The sequence below is a fragment of the Catellatospora chokoriensis genome (assembly GCF_011297315.1).
Taxonomy (GTDB): domain Bacteria; phylum Actinomycetota; class Actinomycetes; order Mycobacteriales; family Micromonosporaceae; genus Catellatospora; species Catellatospora citrea.
This window is the reverse complement of record NZ_JAAOTI010000006.1, coordinates 30,733-49,839: the sequence shown is the minus strand read 5'-3', so window position 1 is coordinate 49,839 and position 19,107 is coordinate 30,733. Positions and strand designations below refer to the sequence as shown.

The window sequence follows — 19,107 nt, the reverse complement described above, 5'->3', positions numbered from 1 at the left end:
GACATCTATGCGGCGCAACGGTAGTGCTCGCAAATGAGACGTTGGCGTGAACGCGGCGCCACTCTACGTCGAGAATCAGACAACTACTGGAGGCTCCGGTTATGTCCGTGCTAACGCCTGCCACGGCGGCCACGGGGGACGCGGCCACACCGGCCGGTGACCCCGAGCTCAGCAGCTTCGGTTACACCCCGCAGCTGCGCCGCTCGCTCACCTTCACCGACCTGCTGTTCTACGGCCTGATCTACATGGTGCCGATCGCGCCGTTCGCGATCTTCGGTTCGGTGTACGCGGCCTCCCAGGGCATGGTGGCGCTGGCGTACATCGCCGGCCTGGTCGTGATGCTGTTCACCGCCTCGTCGTACGCGCAGATGATCAAGGCGTTCCCGATCGCCGGCTCCGTCTACAACTACGCGGGCCGCGGCATCGCCGCACCGGTCGGCTTCATCGCCGGCTGGGCCATCATGCTCGACTACTTCCTGGTTCCGGGCCTGCTCTACCTGGTCGCCTCGGTCACCATCGAGGCGGCGGTGCCGTCGGTGTCGGCGTGGATCTGGCTGGTCGGCTTCGTCGCCATCAACGCCGTGATCAACTACTTCGGCATCCGGCTCACCGCGGTCGCCATCAACATCATGATCGCCGGTGAGCTCATCGTGCTGGGCATCTTCCTGGTCATGGGCGTCATCGGCCTGGCCGACGGCCGCGGCAACGGCGACTGGACCACCGCGTTCTTCAACTCCGACAACTTCAGCTTCGGCATCGTGCTCGGCTCGGTGTCGGTCGCCGCGCTGAGCTTCCTGGGCTTCGACGGCATCTCGATGCTGGCCGAGGAGAGCAAGGGCGGTTCCCGCCAGGTCGGCCGCGCCATGGCCGTGGTGCTGCTGCTCGCCGGCCTGATCTTCATCGCCCAGACCTGGGTCGCGTCGCTGTTCGTCACCGACCCGGCCGGCCTGATCAACGGCGATGCCGCCACCATCGGCAACGCGTTCTACGCCGCCGCCGAAGCCGCCGCGGGCGCCCCGTGGCTGGCCACGCTGTGCCTGGTCGCCACCGCGATCGCGTGGGGCCTGCCCGACTCGATGGTCGCCCAGACTGCGCTGTCGCGCCTGCTGTTCGCGATGGCCCGCGACAAGCAGCTGCCCAAGTTCCTGGCCAAGGTGTCCAGCAAGCACGCGTCGCCGGTCAACGCGGTCCTGTTCACCGCCGCCGTCTCGCTGGCCATCAGCGGCACCGCGCTGTACTACCTCACCGAGAAGGGCGAGGACACCATCACGCTCATCGCCACCATGGTGAACTTCGGCGCGATGGTGGCCTGGCTGGCGCTGCACGCCGCCGTCATCTGGCACTACGTGGTGCGCAACGGCAGCCGCAACTGGCTGCTGCACCTGGTCGTGCCACTGGTCGGCGCGGGCCTGCTGGTCGCGGTGCTCATCAACATGAAGCTCTACACCCAGATCACCGGCTTCATCTGGATCGGCCTCGGCCTGGTCGTGCTCGGCGTGCTGTTCGCGATGGGCCGCCGGCCGAAGCTGTCCGGCGTCGGCGGCACCGAAGGCGGCGTGGACGCCGCGTGAGCGAGTACATCGAGTTCAACCCGACACCGGAGCAGCTCGCCTACACCTTCGGGCCCAACCCGCCCGTGGCCAAGGTCCGCCCCGGAGACGTGCTCAAGATCCGCACAGAGGACTGCTTCGGCGGCGTGGTGCGCGGATTCGGCGACCTGCCCTCGCAGGTCTGCCGGTTCCCGTACCTCAACCCGGTCACCGGCCCGTTCTTCGTCGAAGGGGCCGAGCCGGGCGACACCCTGGCGCTGCACTTCGTGTCCATCACCCCGGCCCGCGACTGGGCCGTGTCGAGCACCTTCCCGCACTTCGGGGCGCTGACGTCGACGTCGCACACGGCGACGCTGCAGCCGCCGCTGGAGGAGCGGGTCTGGGTGTACGACATCGACCTCGCCGCGGGTGTCGCCCGTTACTCGGCCCGCAACTCGGACTTCACGGTGGACCTGCCGCTGGACCCGATGCACGGGACGGTCGGCGTCGCGCCGGGCGCGTTCGAGGCCCGGATGACGATCACGCCCGACGCGCACGGCGGCAACATGGACACCCCGGAACTGCGGGCCGGCGTGACCGCTTACTTCGGCGTCAACGTCGAGGGCGCGCTGTTCGCCGTCGGTGACGGCCACGCCCGCCAGGGCCAGGGCGAGGTGTCCGGCGTCGCGGTCGAGGCCGCGATGGAGACGGTGCTCGTCGTCGACCTGATCAAGGGCGTCGGCACGCCGTGGCCGCGGCTGGAGTCCGACACGCACCTGATGGCGACCGGCTCGGCCCGGCCGCTGGAGGACGCGTTCCGGATCAGCCAGCACGACCTGGTGACCTGGGTGTCCGAGCTGACCGGCCTCGACCTGCTCGACTCGCTGCAGCTGGTCAGCCAGGCCGGGGAGGCGCCCGTCGGCAACGTCTGCGACACCAACTACACGATGGTCGCCAAGGTGGCCAAGGCGTACCTGGGACGCGCGGGCGCGTACGACGGGGTGCACCACCGGCTCAAGGCGCTGGGCGCGGCATACCGGTAACAGCAGGAACAGATCAGGCGTTGTGGCCGGAGCGGTGCTCCGGCCACAACGCGTTTCCGGGGTTCATTGGGGGGAATCGATGCCAGAGCTCGCGCTAGCGGACGAGCTGTTCGTCATGGGCCACGACGAATACAGCGGGAAGCCGAAGCTCAACCACGACGTGCTGTCGGTCGGCCTGGCCGCGGCGGCGCTCGGCGAACTGCTCATCGCCGAGACGCTCACCGTCGACGGCGGCCGTGTCACGGGCTGGACCGCGAAGCAGAACGGCGACCCGGTCGTCGACCAGATCGTGGCACTGCTGCAGCGGGTCGGCCCGGGGCACCGGGTGCACCAGTGGGTCGAGCATCTGCGAGCCGACATCAAGGAACTCGTCGCCTACCGCCTCGTCGGCCGCGGCGTCGTCAAGCGCGAGACCAGCCGCGGCTTCACCGGCCGGGTGCAGGTCCGCTTCCCCGCGACCGACGCCAACGAGGCCACCCGCTCGGTGGTGCGGCTCGGTTTCCTGATCGGCCGTCCCGCCGACTTCGACCCCCAGTCGGCGCTGCTGGCGTGCATCGCCAACGCCGTCGACCTGAACATCGTCGCCCCGACCCTGTCCCCATCGACCGTGCGCCAGCGCCTGGCCGAACTGCCCGCGCGCCTCGCACCCGGCTACCGGGACCTGCTCACCGCCGTCGACTCCGCCGTCGCCGCCGTCGCCCTGCAGGCACACGGCTGACCAAGGCCACGGCGCCGAAGATCGGCGGACCGCACGCGGTCACGGACGAATCCGCCAGCGGAGCGTTGCATCCAACTCCTATGTTGGGCTCCGGTCGCGGACAACTGACCGCGATACGCCTCACGGGGAGGAAGCCACTTTGCCAAAGATCCGATCCCTCGTCGCAACGCTCGCGGTCGGCGCGGCGGCCGCGCTGACGGCACCGGTGGCCGCCGAGGCCGCCGACCAGCCGGTCGTGAACTGGGCGCACAGCGACTACGGCAACGACTACGGGACGCTGCTCGTCTCGGCGACCGCAGCTGACGGGGTCAGTGCCATCACGGCGCACATCCTCACCTCCGACACCCGCCAGGAGGTCGCCACCGTCGACGCGTTCACCTTGCGATCAGGCACCGCCGCCGACGGCGTCTGGGCGAGCACCCCGATCGTGCTCGACGACCTCGGGGCCTACAGCGTCGATGTGGAGGTCACCGACACCGACGGCACGCACGTGCGCCAGGACGGCATCGGTGAGCTGTACTACGCCATGTTCACGTACTTCGACAACGTGAGCCTGAACCGGACGTCGACCACGTACGACAAGCGGACCGTGACCATGCGCGGCACGCTGCTGGGCCGCCGGCCCGGTTCCGGCGTCGTCGCGCCCGTCGCCGGCGCCCGGGTCTACGTCCTGGGCACGCTCAACTTCGTCGAGGTCATCACGAAACCCGACGGGACGTTCGCCGGCACGATCGAGATCGTCTACGAGTCCGAGGATGTCTGGGCGGACTACGGACTGACCCAGCCCATGCACACCCGTGCGCAGTCCGAACCGCTGCGGGTCACCGTCTCGCCGCGGCCGGTCCGCGTGAGCGTGAATCTCGACAAGGCCAAGCTGACCCGCGGTGAGTCGCTCACCGCGACGGGCCAGATCACCTGGAAGGTCGCGGGAGTGTGGACCCCGCTGGCGGGCGTCGAGGCGTTCGTCAGCTTCTGCACGTCCACGGACCAGTACAGCTGCGACTACGTCGAGTCCGTGACCACCGACGCCGAGGGGCGGTTCAGCTACACCACGACACCGGTCAGCAACGGCTACATCGGCGTGACCCACGTCCAGTACACGCCAGACGGCGTCGTCGACCCCTACGTCCAGCCGGGCTTCGGGCAGTCCCGCCTGTTCACGGTCCGGCAGCCTTCGGCGTTCACCAGCTTCTACGGTGGCCGCTACGACCAGGGCCGGATCGGCGTGTACGGCAACTTCGCCTTCACCGGTGGGCGCTCGCCCGCGCACTTCGACATCAAGCTGCAGTACTCGGCGAACGGCGTCGACGGCTGGCGCACCCACACCACCTTCACCGACCAGCATTCGTTCGAGGTGACCGGAGTCGACATGCCCGGCGCGGTGTACTGGCGTGCCGTCTACCCGGGTGACACCGGCTTCCTGAAGACGGTGAGCGAGGTCGTGGCGATCCCCGCACTCTGATCGCGGTATGCACGTCCCGGGCCGGCGCGTTCGTCGAACGCGCCGGCCCGGCTGTCCCGCCACCCGAAAGCGTTTGCCGCGCGGAAACGGTTGGGCGATGCTGCCCGGGTGCAGATGCATGCCAACCAGCTCACCGTGACGTCGCAGATCGTCGGCGCGCTCGTCGCGCGGCAGTTCCCGCAGTGGCGGGACCTGCCGGTCACCGAACTGCGTTCGCAGGGCACGGTCAACGCCATCTTCCGGATCGGTGACGGGCTCACCGCCCGCCTGCCGCTGCAGCCCGGCGACGTCGCGAAGACCCGCCACGGGCTGGAGACCGAGGCGGCCGCAGGTCGCGAGCTGGCGTCGCGTACGCGGTTCCCGACGCCCGAGCCGGTGGCTCTCGGCGAGCCCGGACCGGGGTACCCGATGCCGTGGTCGGTGCAGACGTGGGTGCCGGGTGTCGTCGCCTCCGACGACGATCCCGGCGAATCGGTGGCGTTTGCCCATGATCTTGCCCGGTTCATCACCGATGTACGCGCCATCGGCACCGGCGGGCGGCGGTTCACCGGCGGCGGGCGCGGTGGCGAGCTGCATGGACATGACGACTGGGTGCAGACCTGTTTCGGGCACAGCGAGCAGCTGTTCGACGTGCCGCGGCTGCGGCGGCTGTGGGCGCGGTTGCGCGACCTGCCGCGCGGCGACGACCCGGACGTGATGAACCACGGCGACCTCATCCCCGGCAACGTGCTCATCTCCGGCGGGCGGCTGGCCGGGGTGCTCGACGTCGGCGGGCTCGGGCCGGCCGATCCGGCGCTGGACCTGGTGGGCGCGTGGCACCTGCTCGAAGCCGGGCCGCGGGAGGTGCTGCGCACCGAACTCGGCTGCGACGACGCGACCTGGGAGCGGGGCATGGCGTGGGCCTTCCAGCAGGCGATCGGCGCGGCCTGGTACTACGTCGACAGCAACCCGGCCATGAGCCTGATGGGCCGGCGCACCGTGGCGCGCATCCTGGGCGCGGGATGACATCCGCGGGCGGGGTTCCGGTCGGCAACGGGATCCTCCGCCTCGCGGAGTCGTCGGTCCAGGAGGGATCGATGGTCATCCAGTGCGCCGTTATGCTGCCGCCATGCCTGAACCATCGGGGAAGCCGCACACCATGCGGCCACGCGTGGCTCGTCTCGTCGCGGCCTGGCTGTGCGTCACGGGAGCGGCGGCGACGGCGACGTTCGCGGTCGTCGCGCTGGCTGCGGGCAGTCTGACCGGTCGAGACGACACGACCGTGGGCGGCACCGCCCACGCCGTCGTCATCGTGTTCCTCGCCGTGCTGGTGGCCGTCACTGCCTGGCTCGCTTATGCCGGTCACGTCATCTGGAGACGTGGTCGCCTGCTTCCCGCCGGGCTCCTCGGCGGCGTGGCGCTGGTGATCGGAACGGGTGCGCTACTGGTGGAGTTCGCCGAGTCAGGCGGCCGCGAGCACGGCGCGCTGGTCGGCTGGGGCGTCATGGCCACCTGGGCGCTGGCCGTGCTGGTGTCGGTCTCGATTTCAGCACGCGCGCAGGCACACCCTGGCGCACCGGTGGACCGCGGGTAGAGCCGGGTGCCGCTGCCCGGCATGGAGCGCCGTCGTGCGATGTTCGGGCTCGACATTGGACTTCACGGCGATGAGGATGTTCGCGTGTCCGAGATTGCTGATGAAAGAGGCGCCCTGATGAGTTCTTCCGCGCTGCACCAGATACCTTCGCAGCGGCCTGAACCGGCCGGTGCGCACCCGCTGGCGCGGCTCACCGCCGAGGAGATGCGCCAGGCGCGTGCCGTGCTGAGTGCCGCCGGGCTGGTCCAGGAGAGCACCCGGTTCACGTATGTGGGCCTGGAGGAGCCGGTCAAGGGTGAGGTGCTCGACTCCGGTGGTGCGCTGGCGCCGCGGCGGGCCCGGGTGATCCTGCTGGACGTCGCGACGGGGGTGGCGACCGACACGGTGGTGTCGCTGACCAAGGGCGAGGTGGACAGCCGGCGGGTGCTGGACCCGGTCCGGGACGGCCAGCCGGCGATCATGCTGGAGGAGTACATCGCCGCCGACGAGATCGTCAAGGCCGATGCGGGCTGGCAGGCGGCGATGGCGCGGCGCGGCATCACCGACCTGGACCTGGTGTGCCCGTGCCCGCTGTCGGCGGGTGCGGCGACCAAGCCGGACGAGCAGGGCCGGCGGATGGTGCGGGTGCTGTCGTTCGTGCGCCACCGCGAGGCCGACCACCCGTGGGCGCACCCGGTCGACGGCCTGGTGGCCTACGTCGACCTGACGCAGCGCCGGGTGATCGAGCTGATCGACGACGTGCTGCTGCCGGTGCCGGCGCAGGAGCACAACCACGACGACCCGGAGTATGTCGGCCCGCTGCGCACCACGCTGAAGCCGATCGAGATCACCCAGCCGGAGGGGCCGAGCTTCTCCGTCGACGACGACGTGGTCAGCTGGGAGGGCTGGCAGTTCCGGATCGGGTTCGACGCCCGCGAGGGCCTGACCCTGCACCAGCTGTCGCTCAACGGCCGCGACGTGATCTACCGGGCGAGCATCGCCGAGATGGTGGTGCCGTACGCGGACCCGTCGCCGGCGCGATGGTGGCAGAACTACTTCGACGCGGGCGAGTACAGCCTCGGGGCGCAGGTCAACGCGTTGCAGCTGGGCTGCGACTGCCTCGGCGAGATCCACTATTTCGACGCGGTGGTCGCCGACGACCTGGGGGAGCCGCAGACGCGGCCGAACGCGATCTGCATGCACGAGGAGGACTTCGGGGTGCTGTGGAAGCACACCGACCTGTTCACCGGCTCGTCGGAGACGCGCCGGCAGCGGCGGCTGGTGATCTCGTTCTTCGTGACGGTCGGCAACTACGACTACGGCTTCTACTGGTACCTGTACCTGGACGGCACGATCGAGCTGGAGTGCAAGGCGACCGGGGTCATGTTCACCTCGTCGTACGTGCCGGGCAGCCCGTTCGCCGACGAGGTGGCGCCGGGGCTGGGCGGGCCGTACCACCAGCACATGTGGTGCGCGCGGCTGGACATGACCGTCGACGGTGTCGCCAACACGGTCAACGAGGTGCAGTTGCAGCGGCTGCCGGTCGGGCCGGACAACCCGCACGGCAATGCGTTCACGAAGCTGGTGACGCCGGTGGAGCGGGAGTCGCAGGGGGCGCGGATGGCCGAGCCGGCCAGCGCCCGCGCCTGGCACGTGGTGAACCCGGCCAAGCACAACCGGCTGGGCCAGCCGGTCGGCTACGCGCTGTACCCGCAGGGCCAGCCGGTGCTGGCCGCGGACCCGTCGGCGTCGATCTCGCAGCGGGCGGCGTTCGCGACGCACCATCTGTGGGTGACCCGCTACGACCCGGCGGAGCGTTACCCCTCGGGGGACCTGCCGAACCAGCACGCCGGCGGCGCGGGGCTGCCCGCGTGGACGGCGCAGGACCGGGACCTGACGGCGACCGACGTGGTGCTGTGGCACACGTTCGGGCTGACGCACTTCCCGCGTACCGAGGACTGGCCGGTGATGCCGGTGGACCGGGCCGGGTTCACGCTCAAGCCGGTCGGTTTCTTCGACCGCAACCCGACCCTGGACGTGCCGGCCTCGACGGCGTCGCACTGCGCGTCGCCTGCGGCCGAGGGGGAGGGCGGCGGTTGCTGCTCGTCCTGAACAGGGCATAAGGATGGGGCGGACGCGTCGGCGTCCGCCCCGTCCTTCACTTCTGCGGCCCCCGTGGGGCGCGGCTCATTCCGCCGGGCCGCCCTTGCCGATGCGGTCGTACACGGCGGGCTGCGCCGAGCGCAGCACCAGACCCCAGAGCGCGCCGAGCACGACGGCGACACCGACCAGGCCCGGCAGGATGTAGCGCAGCGGCGAGTCCGCCTCGGCGCCCAGCATCGCGTCGGAGTTCACGATCGTCATGACGGTGATCGCGCCGAGGGCGAGGGTGGCCAGCACCGGGGCGATGGTGCGCTGCCAGAGCGTCTCGGCGCCGGAGTGCCGGTTGAGGTATGCCAGCACCGCGACCGACGTGCCGACCATCAGCACGAGCAGGCCGACGGCAGAGACGTAGGACAGCCAGGTGAACAGCTCCAGCACCGGGTCGCGTTCGAGCGCGGCGAACACGGCCACGACGATCACGGCCAGGATCGTCTGCAGCAGCGAGCCGACGAACGGCGCGGAGGTGCGCCGGCCGGTGCGGGCCAGCGCGGCGGGCAGCACCTTCTCACGTCCGGCGGCGAACAGGTACCGGGCGACGGTGTTGTGGAACGACAGCAGCGCGGCGAACACGCTGGTGAGCAGGAGCAGGTTCGCGATGTTGGCGACGGTGTCGCCGAAGTGCGCGGCCATCAGCGAGAACGGCAGCCCCGCGGCGGGGTCCTGAGCCTGGGCGACGACGTTGTCGGGGCCCGCGCCGACGGTCAGCGCCCACGCCGACAGCGCGTACAGGACACCGGTGATGGCGATGGCGACGTACAGGGCCCGGGCCACCGTGCGGCGGGGGTCCTTGGCCTCCTCGGCGTAGTCGCCGGCGCTCTCGAAGCCCGCGAACGCGGCCACGGTGAAGGCGAGCACGCCGCCGATGGCGGGGCCGAACAGGTTGGCCGGGTCGAGGCCGTCGAAGGTGATCGCGCCGCCGGCGGGGTTGGCGAGCGCGCCGAAGTCGAACAGGACGACGGCGGCGACCTCCGCGATGAGCAGCACGGCGAGGACCTTGGCGTTGAGGTCGACGCGCAGCAGGCCCAGGATCGCGACCAGGGCGAGCGCGGCCAGTGCCCATACCCACCAGGCCAGTGCCGGGCCGCCGTTGGCCTCGACGAACCCGCCGAGCGCGGCGCCGAACAGGCCGTAGAGGCCGATCTGGATGGCGTTGTATGCCAGCAGGGCCACGAACGAGGCGCCGACCCCCAGCGCCCCGCCGAGTCCCTGTGACACGTAGGCGTAGAACACACCCGCGTTGACGACGTGCCGGCTCATCGCGGCGTAGCCGACGGCGAACAGGGCCAGCGCGGCGGCGACGATCGGGAACGCCAGCGGCACGCCGACCGAGCCGGTGACGGCGAACGTCGCGACGACGCCGCCGGCGAGCACGGTCATCGGCGCGCTGGCCGAGACGGTGAAGAAGACCAGCGAGCTGGTGCTGAGCCGGCGGCGGGCCAGGCCCAGGTCGGCGGGGGCCAGCATGGGCGGTAAGGGCGACGAGGCGCCCGAGGGGATCGCGGCTCCCCGGGTCTGTTCAGAGGTGCTCATGGTTCCTCTAGTCCTGGTTTCGGGGTGAACGGTCGGTGCATAGTAATGCGTGCAGGTACATGGATCAATACACGTAACGCTTCGTTAATGTAGTTCGCTATTGTCTATGTCTGTGCAGTTGAACGGATCAGCGAAGTCCACTAGCCTTTCCAATTTGCACGGACGAGAGCATGCGTCGCGGCATGCGGAAACGACCTTCCCGCCGAGTAGTGATCACATAGGATCCCCATGTCGACTTTCTCCGTTTCGGACAGGTTCGCCGTGGCCGACGAACTGTTTCTCATCGGCCACCACGAATACACCGGCAAGCGGCACGCGGGCGACGAGGTGTTCGGTCTCGGCCTGGCCGCCGCCGTGCTGATCGAGCTCGGCTGGCAGCGCGCGATCGCGCTGGAGGAGGGCGCGGTGCTGGTGCGCACCACGCCCACGTTCACCGGCGACCCGGTCCTCGACCACGTGCTCGGCAAGGTCGCCGCCCAGGAACCCGTCACCCACCCGGCCGCGTCGTGGATCGACTACCTCCGCGAGGACCTGTACCTGCTGGTCGCCGAGCGGCTCAAGCGGCAGGCGGTGATCGAGGAGGTGCAGCGCGGCGTGCTCAGCCGGCAGAGCCGCCTGGTGGCGGTCAACCCGTTCACCGCGGCCCGGCCGCGCTCGCTGATGCTGGGCGTGCTGCGCGACCCGCCGGGCCGCCGCCAGCCGCCGGCCGACGCCCACTACGCCGTGCTGGCGGGGCTGGTCGCGGCGATGGAGATGTGGGAGGCGATCCCCACGGTCGGGCCGGACGAGGCGGCGTACAACTCCGCGCTGCTGCTCGACCGGATGCACCCCGCCGAACAGGCGATCATCAAGGGCGTGTCGACGACGAAGGCGGCTCTGGCCCGGCGGGTGCGCCGCTGACCATCACGGGGGTTGGGCGGCGCTCAACGTCGTCCGTGCCTTCGACCGTCGCGATCTCGTACGACCGGAGCTTTGGCGCTTGCCGCGAGTCTCGGACTCTTCACATGAGCGAGGCGCGGTTCCCAGACCAGGAAACTTGGAGATTCTGGCCAGTTTCTCCCGCTGCTCGGGCCCAGCGGGAGAAACGAGATATTAATCATTAATCCGTCCCGCCCGAGCGGGCCAGTGACTTTAACGCGGCGTTATTGTCGCGCTACACATTCGGTATTTCGGCAATGGACTTCGCATGACACTCTCCTGCTTCCGTCGAGAGGTAAGAGAAGGGCGATTCATGCTTAAAGTGCCACACTGGACTGTGCGAGCGAGCGCGCTGGCGATGCTGGTGAGTGGATCGGTGGCAATCGTTCAGGCGACAACCATCGCTCCAGCTCAAGCAGCTAAAGACTGCCATATCGGCGTAGTCGCCACCGGCCTCTATCAGGAGGTCACCAAGAGCGGGGCCACGGGCGACCTGCGTTACCCCGCCACTCTGCACAACGCCACCATCAAGCTTTACTCGCATTCAGGCGACGCGAGTGTCAAAGCCGAGGTCAGCGGTGCGCGATCCGGTGACATTCTTTCAGTCGACCGGTCCAACTTCTTGGTTACCGGAACGGCAGAATATTACTGGCAGTCCACGAGCTGGATGCAGACGCAGGGCACTTGGGACTACTGTGAGAAGACCCTCACTGGTAGTAGCGCAACGATCAAGGACATGGACGGCGCGCACCGCTGGATCCGTGTTTGCCTGCGCCGATCCGGTGCCCTGCAGTGCACGAACGTCTGGTACGGCGACAACGATGATGAATCAGGCGACATCGGGCCGACGTTCGCGTAAGCCATGCGCGTTGTCAGGCGCTGAGCCGCTTCCTGGCCGCGAGGGAGCCGGGCAACGGGTGGACTACACCCGCCTGTGAGCCGTAGCGACTCCGCGGATGCGAGTAAGTGATCTCTGAGTCCGAAGGCGGCGTCGGTCAAATCCAACCGCCGCCTTCGGACGCACGCCCGGTCTGGTCCCGTCCCCTTGGCCCTGCTCGCCCGCTCGGGTCGCACCGGTCATCGACATGTGCTGCTGATATATCGTAATGATCTTCGTGTGGAGTCGGACGAACGGCCGCTTCGGTGTCGCGAGAGAGGCTGCTTCGTGAGTGCTCCTCCGCCGGTGTTGACCCGGCTCACCGGCCACCTGGGTCGGATCACCCTCAACCGGCCACGGGCCATCAACGCGCTGACCACCGAGATGGTCACGATCATGCAGCAGGCCCTCGATCTGTGGGCCGCCTCCGACCGGGTCCGGGCGGTGCTGCTCACCAGTGCCGGTGATCGCGGGCTGTGCGCAGGCGGCGACATCCGCGCGATCCACGCCGACGCGGTGTCCGGCGGCAGCGCGTCACTGGACTTCTGGGCCCGCGAGTACCGGCTCAACGCCACCATCGCCCGATACCGCAAGCCGATCGTGGCCTGGATGGACGGCCTGGTGATGGGCGGCGGCATCGGGATCTCCGCGCACGCCGGCGTACGGATCGTCACCGAACGCTCCCGGCTGGCGATGCCGGAGGTCGGCATCGGCTTCCACCCCGACGTCGGCGGCAGTTGGCTGCTGTCGCACGCACCCGGGCAGGTCGGCACCCACCTGGCCCTGACCGGGACGTCGATCGGGGCCGCCGACGCCGTCCACGCCGGGCTCGCCGACCACTTCGTGCCCGCCGAGCGGCTGTCCCGGCTGGCCGGGGCGCTGGCCGGCGCCGGCGCCGCCGATGCCGTGGCCTCGCACGCGCTCGCCGTGCCGGAGGGCGAACTGGCCGCCGGGCGGGAGTGGATCGACCGGTGCTATGCCGCCGACTCCGTGCTGGAGATCCTCGACCGGCTGCGATCCGACCCTGCCCCGGCGGCACGCGCCGCAGCCGAGGAGATCGCCGCCAAGTCACCGACCGCGCTGGTGGTCACCCTGCGCTCGCTGCGCACCGCCGCTCGGCTGCCGACGCTGGAAGCCGCGCTGGAGCAGGAGTACCGGCTGTCGGCGGCGATGCTGAGATCGGTGGACTTCGCCGAAGGGGTACGCGCCCAGATCATCGACAAGGACCGCCGCCCGCACTGGAAGCCGGCCGACCTCGCCGGTGTCGACGTCGACACGGTTGCCGGCTATTTCGCTCCCACGGCCGACGACCTCGACCTTTGCGGGTGACAGCAGTGATCCGGCCCCTCCGGCGACGCGGAGCCCGCAGGTTGCCCCGGCGGTGGAAGGCAACGCGCCGCCCGCCGACGTGATGTGGTACGTGGTGATCCGCCGGGACGGACGGCGGGCGGAGTTCGGCGCCGACAACCTGCGCGGCGCACCGGAGCTGTTCGCAGCAGTCGCGTCCCGTGGTGGGAAGGCCCCGAGCGGCGGCGGCCGCAAGAGCCGATGACCTGCCCCGGCATCGCGTCGCCGTATGATCCCAAACGGCGTCTTGCGTGCGCCGGAGGTGGCAGCGCGCGATTTCGAGAATGCGGACGTGTCGAGGCGACCCCCAAGAGGGCTGTGGACGTTCGGCGCTTGAACCCGGCAGGAAAGGGGCGGCAGGGTGACGACAGATCAGCCGTCGTGCACGACCCGTTCCAGCGACGACGGCCGCTCGCCTGGAGGCTCCGGGTTGAGTGTGACGCAGGGGTTCGCCGGCGAGTTCGAGAGACTTCTGCGATGGCGGCGCGACGTTCGCCATTTCGCGCGCGAGCCCATCAGTGACGAGCTGGTCGAGCACCTTCTCGATCTGGCGTGCCTGGCTCCGTCCGTCGGCAACTCGCAGCCTTGGCGGTTCGTTTCTGTCGATGAGGCTCGATACCGCGGTGCGGTCGTCGCGAACTTCTCGGCTGCCAACGCCCGTGCCTTGCTGGGCTACGAAGGCGAGCGGGCCGAACTTTATGCGAACCTGAAGCTCGCGGGATTGCGTGAGGCCCCACGGCAGTTCGCGGTCTTCTGTGACGAGGACACGAGCCAGGGGCACGGCTTGGGCAGCAGGACGATGCCGGAGATGCTCCGGTACTCGACGGCTCTTGCCGTGCACACGTTGTGGCTGGCGGCGCGGGCGCATGACATCGGTGTCGGCTGGGTGTCGATCATCGATCCGGACCGGATGGCCGACGATCTCGACGTACCGCGGCATTGGAAGCTCGTGGCGTATCTCTGCCTCGGTCGGCCCTTGGGCGAGTCCGCGGTTCCCGAGCTGGAACGAGTCGGCTGGCAGGCGCGCAGCAGCGCTTGTCGGCAGGTGGTCCACCGGTAGCGGGGAAAGCGCGATCGCCCGCGCGTCACCGACGTACAGGGTGCCGGGATGCCACTTGATCTGGATGCGGCACCGTCGTCGGCCGGTTCTGGCCCTACGGGGACGGGCACGCCGGGCTGGTGGCCGACATCGCCCCGGTCAGCAGCGCCGCCCTGGTGCGGCGCGCCAGGGAGATCTTCGGCGTGGACGTCGTCGAGGTCGAGGGTGCGACCCGTGACGCGGTGACGCGTGTCGCGGTGGTCGGCGGGGTCGGCGATCACGTCGAGCAGATGGCCCTGGCCGAGGGTATGGGTGCTCAGGCGTACCTGACCGGCGAGCTGCATGTGCGCATCGAGGGCGAGTACGGGCGCAGCAAGCTCGCCGCCGTTCGCCACTTCGCCGCCACCACCGGTATGACCTTGCTCGGTGTGTCGCACGCGGCCAGTGAGCACCTGGTCATCGAGACGCAGCTGGCCCGCTGGTTCGCCGAGAACTTCGACGTCACCGTCCAGCCGCTGCGCGAACCGCACTGGTGGCGGTGAACGCGACCCGCCGGGCCTGAGCGCGCGTCCGTCGTGTCAGGCGGGCTCGGCCGGGGTCGTGTCCGCCGGCGTGCGGGTGCGCCGGTCCCGGTCCCACCAGCGGGCGAAGTAGCGGGCGCTGAGCCCGTGGATGAGGATGCTCAGGCTGATCACGACCACGACGACGTCGGCGACCCAGTCCGCGTCCAGGCCTGACAGCTGCTCCAGGGCGATGATGCCCAGCACCATGCTGTCCAGCCCGCGCGGACCCCAGAAGCCCAGTGCCCAGCGTTCGCGCCAGGGCACGTGGCTGCCGAGCAGCGACAGCGCGACCGGCAGCATCCTGATCAGCGTCAGCGACAGGAACGCGTACACGAAGACCCGCCACTCCAGGCCGTCCATGAACGCGGGCACGATCAGCGATCCGAACACGAACCACACGGCCGCCGACAGGACCAGCGCGGCGTCCGACACGGTCTGCAGCGTGGCACGTGGCATATGCGGTGCGGTGGCGCGGGCGGCGAGCCCGGCCACGAACGCGGCGACGAAGCCGTTGCCGTGCAGGACCTCGCCCATCGCGAACGCGGTGATCGCCACTGCGAGCAGTCCTACTCGTTCGGCTTCCTCGGTGCTCCAGCCGCGCTGGCGGGCGATGGTGAGCAGTCTGGCCCCGCCGTATCCGGTGACCAGTCCGGCGACGAGCGCGATGAGCAGTTCGAGCAGCACGCTCTCCAGGTCGTCGGTGCCGATCGCGCCGGCGAGCAGCAGCAGGACGAGAGGTGCGGCGATGCCGTCGTCGAGGCCGCTGACGACGGTGATGGTGTGGCGCATGCCGGCGGGCAGGCGCCGGTCGTGCAGCAGCGGCAGGATCGGGGTGGAGTCGGTGGCGGCGAGTACGGCGGCGCAGATGGCGCAGACCCACCAGCCGGCGCCGGGCAGCAGGGGGACGCCCGCGGCGAAGCCGAGCAGCACGGTGAGCGGGAAGGCGATGAAGAGCATGCGCATGGGTACGCGGCCGGTTTCGCGCAGCCATCGCATGCTGATGTCGGTGGCGTCGGTGAACAGGACGAGGGCGAGGGTGATCTCGATGAGGTGGCGTACGACGGGGCCGGTGACCTCGACGTTGACCAGGGGGTTGGTGCCGTTGGTGAGGATGAGGCCGGAGGCGGCCATGGCGATGGGCACGGTGACGCTGTAGCGCTGGGCCGGTCGGGCGAGTATGGCCCAGATGACCAGGACCAGGCCGAGCATCAGTACGGCGAGCACGGGCGACTCCTCACCCTGCCCATTCTGAGGGACTTAGTCCCTTTTCTGGTGGGAAGTCGGTGAGGACCCGCGCCCGGAACCTCCGGGGCCGCCCGCCGCCGAGCCCTGGATGCGGACTCCCGCGGGCAGCGGCAGCGGCAGGAACATGCGGACGTCGTCGAAGCGCAGTGCGTCCACCGCGACGGCGTTGGGCAGGACGCCCCACGTGCGGAATCCGCAGGCTTCGTACAGTGCGATCGCGCCGTGGTTGTTGCCGCGTACGCCCAGGGTGATCACCTCCATCCCGGCGTCCGCGCAGGCGTCGGCCAGGGCGCGGACCAGGCGTTTGCCCAGTCCGAGGCCCCGGGCGTCCGGATGGGCCATCACCTTGGTCAGTTCCGCGACGTGGCCAACGGGTCCGGGCGGTCCGGCCAGCCAGGCCCCGAGTGCTTCGACGCGCGAGTCGACCCGCGCCACGGCGAGGCCGCCACGCCCCGTGCCCGCGGTCTGCAGGATCGCGTCGAGCCATGCGTCGGTCTTCTCGCGCGAGGGCATCTGCAGCCAGCCGATCGCCCCGCCCAGCTCGACGACGGCCGCGATCACCCGATGGCATTCGCCGCGCAGTTGCTCGTCGGCCCGCGTGGGCCAGTCGAGGCGGACCGCGGCGGCACCGCGAAGATCATTGAGCATGTGCGGGATTGTCCAGTACGCGCGCAGCCTGGCCAAGGTTCGATCGTGCGGACGGCACGTCCTGGCCGCACCCCAGCCGGCCGGCGCTGCCATCGCCGGCAGCCACTGACGGTCCGAGCCTGTTAGTTCGGCTTTACAGCGAACATTCACGGATGTCACCATGTCGGGCACCTGCCGAGCGGCCCGGTCCCGGTCGCGACACGCGTACCGAGGAGTTGAACGCGCCTTGTCCCCGACGGCGGATGCCGCGCGCGTGGCCGCCGCCCGCGCCGGCGACCGGCATGCCCTGGAGTCCCTGCTCGGCGATCACCTGCCACTGGTGTACGCGGTCGTCCGCCGCGCCCTGGGCGCCGACCCCGACGTCGACGACGTGGTGCAGGAGACCATGCTGCGCGCGGTGCGGCACCTGCGCGGGCTGCGCGACGCCGACGGGTTCAAGGCGTGGCTGGTGTCGATCGCGGTCAGCCAGATCCAAGAACGCGCGCGCCGCCTGGCCCGCCAGCGCACCCGCGCCGCCCAGCCGATCGACCCCGGTGTCGACGAGCCCTCCGACCCCGCCGCCGACGTCGCCGCCCTCGCCGAGGACCGCGTCGACCTGGACCGCGAGCTGCGCCTGATCGCGCAGGCCACCGGGTTCCTGAACCCGGCCGAGCGGCAGGTCCTGGCGCTGTGGTCGCAGGAGGTCGCCGGGGCGATGACCCGCGCCGAGGTCGCGGCGGCGCTGTCGCTGAGCCCGGCGCACACCGCCGTCCGGGTGCAGCGCATGCGGGCCCGGCTCGACCTCGCGCTGACCGTGCTGCGGGCGCTGCGCGCGACGCCGCACTGCCCCGGCCTGGGTGAGGCGGCCGCGGCGTGGGACCGCACCGCCGAGCCGCGCTGGCTCAAACGGCTCGGCCGGCACGTGGCCGCCTGCCAGGCGTGCCTGCTCGCGGGTCGCCGTGGCGTCCCGGCGGTGCGGGTCCTGGCCCTGCCGTGGCTGCTGCCGGTGCCCGCGTTGCTGGCCGGGCGGCTCCCGGAGATCGTCGCGTCGACGTCGGGCGGCGGCCTCGGCACGGTGGCCGTCGCCGTGGACGCGGCGCGCCGCGTGGTCGGATACCTCAACCTGAAGGTCATCGGCACCGCGGGCGTCGGGGTCGCCGCGGCCACCGCCGCGGTGCTGGCCGTCTCCGGCACCACGCCACCGGCGGGCCGGCCACCGGCACCCGGCCCGCCTCCGCAGGCCGCGCCCGCGACCAGCGCCGCACCTGCTTCACCGGCCACGGCATCGCCGTCGCCGTCGGCGCCGTCCGCGGCGGCCCGGCACGTGGTGACGGCCGAGGGTGTCACCAGCGCGGACATCTACGTCGCCGCCGACGGCGACGACACCGGGCCGGGCACCGCCGAGCGGCCCTACGCCACCCTGGCCCGAGCCGTGCAGGTGGTGCAGCCGGGGCAGGTCGTCGCACTGCGCGCGGGCACGCACCGGCCGACCGCGACCGTCGCGATCACCACCAGCGGCACCGCGAGCCGCCGCATCACGCTCAGCAACCTGGTCGGCGAGCGGCCCGTGATCGACGGCTCCGCGCTGCCCGGCGGCCAGTGGCTGATCACCCAGACCGGCGGGTACTGGACCGTGCAGGGCCTGGAGATGCGCAACGCGCCCAGCCACGCCTACGTGTGCCGGGCCTGCCGCGACAGCGTGTTCCGCAGGTTGTGGCTGCACGACAACGGCGACACCGCGCTGACCCTGCGCGATGCGGGCACGCAGGGCAACCAGGTCCTCGACAGCGACTTCGCCCGCAACCACGACACCGTCGACCGCGGGGGCAGCGCCGACGGCCTGGCGATCAAGAACGGCGCCGGGGCGGGCAACGTCGTGCGCGGGTGCCGGTTCGCCGAGAACTCCGGCGACGGCCTGGACCTGAGCAACTTCACCGACCCGGTGACGGTCGTCGGCAACTGGGCCTACGGCAACGGCCACAACAGGTGGGACATCGCCGCGTTCAACGGCCCCGGCAACGGCCTGAAACTCGGCGGCGGCGCGCCCGCCCCAGCGGTGGCGCACGTCGTGGTCGACAACGCGTCCTGGGACAACGCCGGGTACGGCTTCACCGAGGCGAGCAACCCGGGGCGGCTGACCGTCACCAACAACACCGCCTACCGCAACGGCGGCACCGGGTTCGCGTTCCTGTACTCCTCGGCGCGGCTGCGCAACAACCTGGCCCTGGCCAACGGCCGCGACGTCCAGGTCGGCGGCGGTGTCGACGACGCGGACAACTCGTGGGGCCAGGACGGCTGGGCGACCACGGTGCTGCGCAGCGGCGACCCGGCCACCGCCCGCGGCGAACGCGCCCCCTCCGGCGGGCTGCCGCCGACGACGTTCCTGCTCAACCGCAAGGACAAGACGATGGGCGCGTCGATGACCGCGGGCGCAGCGTTGGCCGGCACCGGCCGCGCGGCGTCGTGACCGATCGTCAGGTGCGGTACCACTTTC

17 protein-coding genes are annotated in these 19,107 nt (G+C 70.6%); 14 read left to right on the top strand and 3 right to left on the bottom strand.

What is annotated here, in order from left to right:
- The first annotated feature begins 107 nt into the window (after window positions 1–107).
- The 7 genes from HAV39_RS10990 (at window position 108) to HAV39_RS10960 (ending at window position 8,416) form a co-directional block, all read left to right on the top strand.
- Window positions 108–1,571 carry an APC family permease gene (locus HAV39_RS10990; RefSeq protein WP_373311809.1) on the top strand — a complete coding sequence of 488 codons (1,464 nt, stop codon included), beginning with the start codon at window positions 108–110 and terminating at the stop codon, window positions 1,569–1,571.
- Window positions 1,568–2,572, top strand: coding sequence for an acetamidase/formamidase family protein (locus HAV39_RS10985; protein WP_120319493.1), 1,005 nt, complete (start codon window positions 1,568–1,570; stop codon window positions 2,570–2,572). The genes HAV39_RS10990 and HAV39_RS10985 overlap by 4 nt, the downstream gene beginning before the upstream one ends.
- 79 nt (window positions 2,573–2,651) lie before the next feature.
- The gene (locus HAV39_RS10980) at window positions 2,652–3,290 is read left to right on the top strand and encodes a GOLPH3/VPS74 family protein (protein ID WP_191839080.1); all 639 of its coding nucleotides are present in this window, start codon (window positions 2,652–2,654) and stop codon (window positions 3,288–3,290) included.
- Window positions 3,291–3,429: 139 nt separating this feature from the next.
- Window positions 3,430–4,752: a hypothetical protein gene (locus HAV39_RS10975; RefSeq protein WP_191839079.1), complete on the top strand. Its 1,323-nt coding sequence runs from the start codon at window positions 3,430–3,432 to the stop codon at window positions 4,750–4,752.
- A gap of 114 nt (window positions 4,753–4,866) precedes the next feature.
- Entirely contained in the window at window positions 4,867–5,757 is an 891-nt protein-coding gene (locus HAV39_RS10970) for an aminoglycoside phosphotransferase family protein (protein ID WP_191839314.1), read from the top strand.
- Between the two features lie 103 nt (window positions 5,758–5,860).
- Window positions 5,861–6,325, top strand: a complete 465-nt coding sequence (locus HAV39_RS10965) for a hypothetical protein (RefSeq protein WP_191839078.1) — start codon at window positions 5,861–5,863, stop codon at window positions 6,323–6,325.
- 117 nt (window positions 6,326–6,442) lie between these two features.
- Complete coding sequence (locus HAV39_RS10960; RefSeq protein WP_191839077.1) at window positions 6,443–8,416, top strand: primary-amine oxidase; 1,974 nt, start codon at window positions 6,443–6,445, stop codon at window positions 8,414–8,416.
- Window positions 8,417–8,491: 75 nt separating this feature from the next.
- On the opposite strand, the gene HAV39_RS10955 is transcribed toward HAV39_RS10960, so the two are convergent.
- Window positions 8,492–9,997: an APC family permease gene (locus HAV39_RS10955; protein ID WP_239120721.1), complete on the bottom strand. Its 1,506-nt coding sequence runs from the start codon at window positions 9,995–9,997 to the stop codon at window positions 8,492–8,494.
- Between the two features lie 228 nt (window positions 9,998–10,225).
- On the opposite strand from HAV39_RS10955, the gene HAV39_RS10950 reads away from it, so the two are divergent.
- From HAV39_RS10950 to HAV39_RS10925, 6 genes are all read left to right on the top strand, one after another.
- Window positions 10,226–10,897 (top strand): GOLPH3/VPS74 family protein, encoded by a 672-nt coding sequence (locus HAV39_RS10950; protein WP_191839076.1) that lies wholly within the window; start codon window positions 10,226–10,228, stop codon window positions 10,895–10,897.
- Window positions 10,898–11,252: 355 nt separating this feature from the next.
- Window positions 11,253–11,774 (top strand): hypothetical protein, encoded by a 522-nt coding sequence (locus tag HAV39_RS10945; protein WP_191839075.1) that lies wholly within the window; start codon window positions 11,253–11,255, stop codon window positions 11,772–11,774.
- Window positions 11,775–12,080: 306 nt separating this feature from the next.
- Complete coding sequence (locus tag HAV39_RS10940; protein ID WP_191839074.1) at window positions 12,081–13,121, top strand: enoyl-CoA hydratase/isomerase family protein; 1,041 nt, start codon at window positions 12,081–12,083, stop codon at window positions 13,119–13,121.
- Between the two features lie 52 nt (window positions 13,122–13,173).
- Window positions 13,174–13,344: a hypothetical protein gene (locus HAV39_RS10935; protein ID WP_191839073.1), complete on the top strand. Its 171-nt coding sequence runs from the start codon at window positions 13,174–13,176 to the stop codon at window positions 13,342–13,344.
- 156 nt (window positions 13,345–13,500) lie between these two features.
- Window positions 13,501–14,199, top strand: coding sequence for a 5,6-dimethylbenzimidazole synthase (gene bluB / locus HAV39_RS10930; RefSeq protein ID WP_239120722.1), 699 nt, complete (start codon window positions 13,501–13,503; stop codon window positions 14,197–14,199).
- A gap of 119 nt (window positions 14,200–14,318) precedes the next feature.
- Window positions 14,319–14,720, top strand: coding sequence for a Nif3-like dinuclear metal center hexameric protein (locus tag HAV39_RS10925; protein ID WP_191839072.1), 402 nt, complete (start codon window positions 14,319–14,321; stop codon window positions 14,718–14,720).
- 36 nt (window positions 14,721–14,756) lie between these two features.
- On the opposite strand, the gene HAV39_RS10920 is transcribed toward HAV39_RS10925, so the two are convergent.
- Both HAV39_RS10920 and HAV39_RS10915 read right to left on the bottom strand, forming a co-directional pair.
- Window positions 14,757–15,965: a cation:proton antiporter gene (locus HAV39_RS10920; protein WP_191839071.1), complete on the bottom strand. Its 1,209-nt coding sequence runs from the start codon at window positions 15,963–15,965 to the stop codon at window positions 14,757–14,759.
- A 33-nt stretch (window positions 15,966–15,998) separates the two neighbouring features.
- Window positions 15,999–16,634, bottom strand: a complete 636-nt coding sequence (locus HAV39_RS10915; protein ID WP_191839070.1) for a GNAT family N-acetyltransferase — start codon at window positions 16,632–16,634, stop codon at window positions 15,999–16,001.
- 226 nt (window positions 16,635–16,860) lie between these two features.
- Between HAV39_RS10915 and HAV39_RS10910 the strand changes: the two genes are divergently transcribed.
- Complete coding sequence (locus HAV39_RS10910; RefSeq protein ID WP_239120723.1) at window positions 16,861–19,080, top strand: sigma-70 family RNA polymerase sigma factor; 2,220 nt, start codon at window positions 16,861–16,863, stop codon at window positions 19,078–19,080.
- The last annotated feature ends 27 nt before the right edge of the window (window positions 19,081–19,107 follow it).

Coding starts and splice junctions, on each gene's coding strand:
- HAV39_RS10950 (WP_191839076.1), top strand. CDS start 10,226: ATGTCGACTTTCTCCGTTTCGGACAGGTTCGCCGTGGCCGACGAACTG.
- HAV39_RS10915 (WP_191839070.1), bottom strand. CDS start 16,634: ATGCTCAATGATCTTCGCGGTGCCGCCGCGGTCCGCCTCGACTGGCCC.
- HAV39_RS10970 (WP_191839314.1), top strand. CDS start 4,867: ATGCATGCCAACCAGCTCACCGTGACGTCGCAGATCGTCGGCGCGCTC.
- HAV39_RS10960 (WP_191839077.1), top strand. CDS start 6,443: ATGAGTTCTTCCGCGCTGCACCAGATACCTTCGCAGCGGCCTGAACCG.
- HAV39_RS10955 (WP_239120721.1), bottom strand. CDS start 9,997: ATGAGCACCTCTGAACAGACCCGGGGAGCCGCGATCCCCTCGGGCGCC.
- HAV39_RS10980 (WP_191839080.1), top strand. CDS start 2,652: ATGCCAGAGCTCGCGCTAGCGGACGAGCTGTTCGTCATGGGCCACGAC.
- HAV39_RS10965 (WP_191839078.1), top strand. CDS start 5,861: ATGCCTGAACCATCGGGGAAGCCGCACACCATGCGGCCACGCGTGGCT.